The 5,719-nt window shown below is 63.6% G+C and carries 3 protein-coding genes; all 3 read left to right on the top strand.

Annotated features, from left to right (window positions below; genetic code table 11):
- Positions 1–2,280 (top strand): alanine--tRNA ligase (gene alaS, locus ACTHL0_RS03475; protein ID WP_440565194.1); only part of this gene is annotated, 2,280 nt, incomplete at its 5' end.
- 366 nt (positions 2,281–2,646) lie between these two features.
- Positions 2,647–5,034, top strand: a complete 2,388-nt coding sequence (locus tag ACTHL0_RS03470) for an ATP-binding protein (RefSeq protein ID WP_440565193.1) — start codon at positions 2,647–2,649, stop codon at positions 5,032–5,034.
- Between the two features lie 260 nt (positions 5,035–5,294).
- Positions 5,295–5,719 (top strand): methyl-accepting chemotaxis protein (locus ACTHL0_RS03465; protein WP_440565192.1); only part of this gene is annotated, 425 nt, incomplete at its 3' end.

The following is a 5,719-nucleotide window of genomic DNA, read 5'->3' as shown; positions in this document are numbered from 1 at the left end:
GTCTATCAGCTGCCGAAGGAAAAGCTGTGGGTCACCGTCTATCAGGAAGACGACGAAGCCCATGACATCTGGGCGAAGGAAGTGGGCGTGCCCACCGAGCGCATCATCCGCATCGGCGACAACAAGGGTGCACGCTACGCGTCGGACAACTTCTGGCAAATGGCCGATACCGGCCCCTGCGGCCCGTGCTCGGAAATCTTCTACGATCACGGCCCGGACGTCTGGGGCGGCCCGCCGGGATCGCCCGAGGAAGACGGCGATCGCTACATCGAGATCTGGAATCTCGTGTTCATGCAGTTCAACCGCGACGCTCAAGGCAACATGACGCCGCTGCCCAAGCCTTGCGTCGATACGGGCATGGGCCTGGAGCGCATCGCCGCGGTCCTGCAGCACGTGCACAGCAACTACGAGATCGATCTGTTCCAGGCGCTCATCGCCGCGGCGGGGCGCGAAACGGGCGTGGCCGATCTCGGGAACAACTCGCTGAAGGTCATTGCCGATCACATTCGCGCCTGCTCGTTCCTGATCGTCGATGGCGTCATCCCCGGCAACGAAGGGCGTGGCTACGTGCTGCGCCGGATCGTGCGCCGCGCGATCCGCCACGGCTACAAGCTCGGCTGCAAGCATTCGTTCTTCCACAAGCTCGTGGCGGATCTCGTCGCGCAAATGGGTTCGGCCTATCCCGAACTGGCCGATGCGCAGGCGCGCGTGACCGATGTGCTGCGTCAGGAAGAAGAGCGCTTCTTCGAAACGATCGAACACGGCATGTCGATTCTCGACGCGGCGCTCGCCGAACTCGATGCCAAGGGCGGCAAGACGCTGTCGGGCGAGTTGGCGTTCAAGCTGCATGACACCTACGGGTTCCCGCTCGATCTGACGGCCGACGTCTGCCGCGAGCGCGAGATGACCGTGGACGAGCCGGCCTTCGACGAAGCCATGTCGCGTCAGCGCGAGCAGGCACGCGCGGCGGGCAAGTTCAAGGCAGCGCAAGGGCTCGAGTACTCGGGTGCGAAAACCACCTTCCACGGCTATGAAGAATCGATTTTCGACGATGCCAAGGTTGTCGCGCTGTATGTCGAAGGAACGGCCGTCGACGAAGTGAAACACGGGCAAGATGCCGTGATCGTGCTCGACCACACGCCGTTCTATGCCGAATCGGGCGGCCAGGTGGGCGATACGGGTGTGCTTGCGAATGCAAGTGTGCGCTTCGCGGTGGCCGATACACTGAAGGTGCAGGCCGATGTGATCGGCCATCACGGCACGCTCGAGCAGGGCACGCTGAAGGTGGGCGATGTCGTCAAGGCGGAAATCGATGCGGTCCGCCGCGCCCGCACGGCGCGCAACCACTCGGCGACGCACTTGATGCACAAGGCGCTGCGCGAAGTGCTCGGCGGCCACGTGCAGCAAAAGGGCTCGCTCGTCGACGACGAAAAAACGCGTTTCGACTTCGCGCACAACGCGCCGATGACGGACGAGCAGGTGCGGCGCGTCGAAGACATCGTCAACGCCGAAGTGCTCGCCAACGCGCCCGGCATCGTGCGCGTCATGCCGTACGACGAGGCCGTGAAGGGCGGCGCGATGGCGCTCTTCGGCGAGAAGTACGGCGACGAAGTGCGCGTGCTCGATCTGGGCTTTTCCCGCGAGTTGTGCGGTGGCACGCACGTGCATCGCACTGGCGATATCGGCTTGTTCAAGATCGTCGCCGAAACGGGCGTGGCCGCCGGCATTCGCCGTGTCGAGGCCATTACGGGCGATAACGCCGTGCGCTACGTGCAAGGGCTCGAAAGCCGTGTCAACGCGGTGGCGGCAGCGCTGAAGGCACAGCCGTCGGAACTCACCCAGCGCGTCGCACAGGTGCAGGATCAGGTCAAGTCGCTCGAGAAGGAACTGGCCGCGCTGAAGTCGAAGCTCGCTTCGAGCCAGGGCGACGAACTCGCGGCGCAGGCCGTCGAGGTAGCGGGCGTGCAAGTGCTCGCCGCGACGCTCGAAGGCGCGGATGCCAAGACGCTGCGCGAGACCGTCGACAAGCTCAAGGACAAGCTCAAGCACGCGGCCATCGTGCTGGCGGCGGTCGATGGCGGCAAGGTGAGCCTCATTGCGGGCGTGACGGCCGATGCGAGCAAGAAGGTCAAAGCGGGCGAGCTCGTCAACTTCGTCGCCCAACAAGTGGGCGGCAAAGGCGGTGGCCGGCCCGATATGGCCCAAGCCGGCGGGACGGATCCGGAGAAACTGCCGGCGGCGCTCGCAGGCGTGAAGGAGTGGGTGCAGGCGCAACTGTAAGAAGAAGGGCATGCGCCCTCGGTATGCTTTCGGCGTTGCGCTACGCATCCCGCTGAGTGAGTGACTGACTGTTAGTTTTATCGGCTTCATCGAAGGCCGCTTGCGGGGAGACTGCAAGCGGCCTTGTTCGTTTACGCGCGCGGTGTCTTTGCGCGTATGCACGATTTCCGAACACCTAAAACGTGTCGGTATCCACGCTGTATCGTTTGCGTCGCCGGATATTCGCTGTTTCCTCCTCGATCTTGTCAGTCATCACTTCGTCACGAGCCTGCCTCGATAATTACCCCAATGATGTAAGGATTGACTCACAACGAATATGTCGCGCGGCAACGGCACGCGCGATAAGACCACGCATCGGGGTTCCACATGACGATCCGTCATCGCATCACATTGCTGGTGCTGCTCATGTTCGTCGCGCTCGCGGCGATCGGCGGCTATGCGACCTATCAAGCGCGCCGCAGTGCGGGGGAAGTGCGTCAAGTCACGCAAGGCGTTGTGCCGAGCGCACTGGCATCGGCCGATCTGGTTTCGGAAGTCAAAGACGTTCAACTCGCGACGATGACGCTCGTCTACGCGCCCGATGCCAATATGGTTTCGCAGGCGCAAGCGCAGTTGAAGGCGAAGGAGTCCGCGCTGCGCGACGCCCTCGAGGTACAGGCAAAGGCCGCCGCGAGCCATGCCCAACAGGGCCTCGTCGCGCAGGCGCGCGAAAGCGTGGCGAACTACTTCTCGGCCATCGACCAAACCGAACAAATGAAGGCATCGGGCAAGGACGCGCTCGCCCAAGCGTTCCTGTTCGCCGCTGTGGGCGAGTATCGCAACGAACTCGAAGGCATCGTCGAGACGATGCGCATCGAAAAGAACCGCCAGAAGGACGGTGCGATCGGCGCGCTGAACGGCATGCTCGCGACGACGACGACCGCGATCGGCGGCGAGACGGCCGCGGCGATCTTGCTGTTGTCCGTCATCGGTCTGCTGCTCTATCGCCAGATCACGCGGCCGCTCACGCGGATGCAATCGGAGATGAGCGAAATCGCCTCGAATCAGGACTTCACGCGGCGCGTGCCCGTCGAGCGGATGGACGAAATCGGCCGATCGATCGTCGCGTTCAACGACATGATCGAGAAGATCGAGCAAAGCTCGATGCAGCTGAAGCAGAAGACGGCCGATATTCAAGCGATGCTGCAGAACATGCAGCAGGGCATCCTGACCGTTGTCGATGGAGGCCTCGTGCATGGCGAGTACTCGGCTTACCTCGAGGCGATCTTCGAGTCCGAAGATATCGCGAGCCGCGATGTCATGTCACTCGTGTTCGGCGAGACGAGCCTCGATGCCGATACGCGCTCGCAGGTCGAAGCCGCGATTCATGCGTGTATCGGTGAAGACGCCATCAATTTCGCGTTCAACGAGCATTTGCTGGTGAACGAAGTGGTGAAGACGATGCCGGACGGGCGGACCAAGACGCTCGATCTGAGCTGGTCGGCGATTACCGACGACACCGATACCGTCATGCGCCTCATGCTGTGCGTGCGCGACGTGACCGAACTGCGACGCCTCACGGCCGAATCGACGGAGCAAAAGCGTCAGCTGGAAATGATCGGCGAGATTCTGTCGGTCAGCCAGGAGAAGTTCCATCAGTTCGTCGAAAGCGCGAAGGGGTTCATCCACGAGAACGAACGCATCATCGGTCAGCACGAGCATGCGGATGAATCGGCCGTCGCCGAACTGTTCCGCAACATGCATACGATCAAAGGCAACGCGCGCACGTACGGGCTGCGCCATTTGACGACGATCGTGCACGAGGCCGAGCAGCGTTATGACGAAATGCGGCGGCTGGGGGCCGGCGAAGCTTGGGACCGCGAAGCGTCGATTGCCGAGCTCGCACGCGTGAAGCAAGCCGTCGAACATTACGCGACGATCAACGAGGTTAATCTCGGCCGCAAGGGGCCGGGCGGGATCGCGCATCGCGCGCAGGGCGGCCGCTACATGGTCGTGGACCGGGCGCACATCGACGAGAGCTTGGGTCGCGTGGAGTCGGTGCGCGATGGAGACATGGCAGGGCTCATCGCCATGCGCGACGCGGTGCGCCGCACGCTGCGCCTGCTCGATACGGAAAGCTTCGGCGAAGCGCTGTCGGGACCGCTCGAATCGCTGCCTTCGCTCGCCAAGGAACTCGGCAAGCTCGCACCCATGGTCACCATCGACGACAACGGCTATCGCCTGCGCCGGCATGCGAGCGCTGCGTTGCGCGACGTCTTTATGCATCTGCTGCGCAACAGCGTCGACCACGGCATCGAGCCGGCCGACGAACGCCTGGCGGCGGGCAAGCGCGAGGCAGGGACGATCGAGCTCGAAGTGGGTGTCGATGCGGGCGCATTGCAGTTGACGCTCAGCGACGACGGCCGCGGCCTGGCGCTGGCGCGCATTCGCGCGATTGCCGCGGAGCGCGGCTGGATCGCGTCGACGGAAGCGATCGACGATGAAGCCGTCGCGGCGCTCATTTTTCGCGGCGGGTTCTCGACCGCCAAGGCGGTGACGGAAGTCTCGGGACGCGGTGTGGGCATGGATGCGGTCAAGGAGATGCTGGAGCGCGAGCACGGCCGGATCGAATTGCGTTTCACGGACGATCGGCGCGGTGCCGATTTCCGTCGCTTTCAGACGATCGTGCATCTGCCCGAGGCGTGGGTGGTCGATAGTCTCGGCGCACCGGTTGGCCAGGAGTCGAAAGCGGCGCGTGACGACGCATTGGCATAAAGCGTGGTGCCGAGCGACCGCGCGGTGCCGAGCCCTCTGAGCAGCATGAGCAAGTCGGGTAGTTCGAGTCGGGGATAGCTGTGGTTCTAACGGATTGGATGATGTGGATGGTGGCAGTGGCCTGCTCGGTACTCGCGGCGCTGGCCGTATGGATTATGCAAAAGCGCCTCAGCGCTGTATCGGCGCGCAGGCAGGACGAAGCGATGGCTCGCTTGAGCGACGTGCACGACGAGGAGACGGCACGCCACGCACGCGAGATAGTGGCGCGCGAGACCCGTATCGACGAGCTGTCGGCCGAGATCGCAAGGCTCTCGGATGCGCTCGCGTCTGAATCGGCGAGCGCGGCCGAGGCCCGCGCCGCGCTCGGCGCCGCTCAGGCCCGCCGGGACGATGGGTTGGCACATGCAAAGAAAATCGAGGGCGAGGCGGCGCGCTTGAAGCAGTTTGCAGCGACGTTCGAGCGCTGGCATGAGCAGATGATCTCGCTGATGGCGCAAAACCAGGACATGCACAGCAAGAACCACGAGCTGGCGCGCATCGTCAATCATGTGGTGATGGTGTCGCTCAATGCCTCGATCGAAGCCGCCCGCGCCGGAGCCGCGGGCCGCGGGTTCTCGATCGTGGCCGGCGCGGTGCGGGCCCTGGCCACCCGTTCGCCCGAGCTCTCGAAAAGCTATCGCGATTG

Origin of the sequence: Trinickia sp. (genome assembly GCF_051961175.1) — a bacterium.
GTDB lineage: Bacteria > Pseudomonadota > Gammaproteobacteria > Burkholderiales > Burkholderiaceae > Trinickia.
Note: the sequence above shows the minus strand (reverse complement) of the source record. Positions and strands in the feature narration are given on the sequence as shown.

Coding starts and splice junctions, on each gene's coding strand:
- ACTHL0_RS03470 (WP_440565193.1), top strand. CDS start 2,647: ATGACGATCCGTCATCGCATCACATTGCTGGTGCTGCTCATGTTCGTC.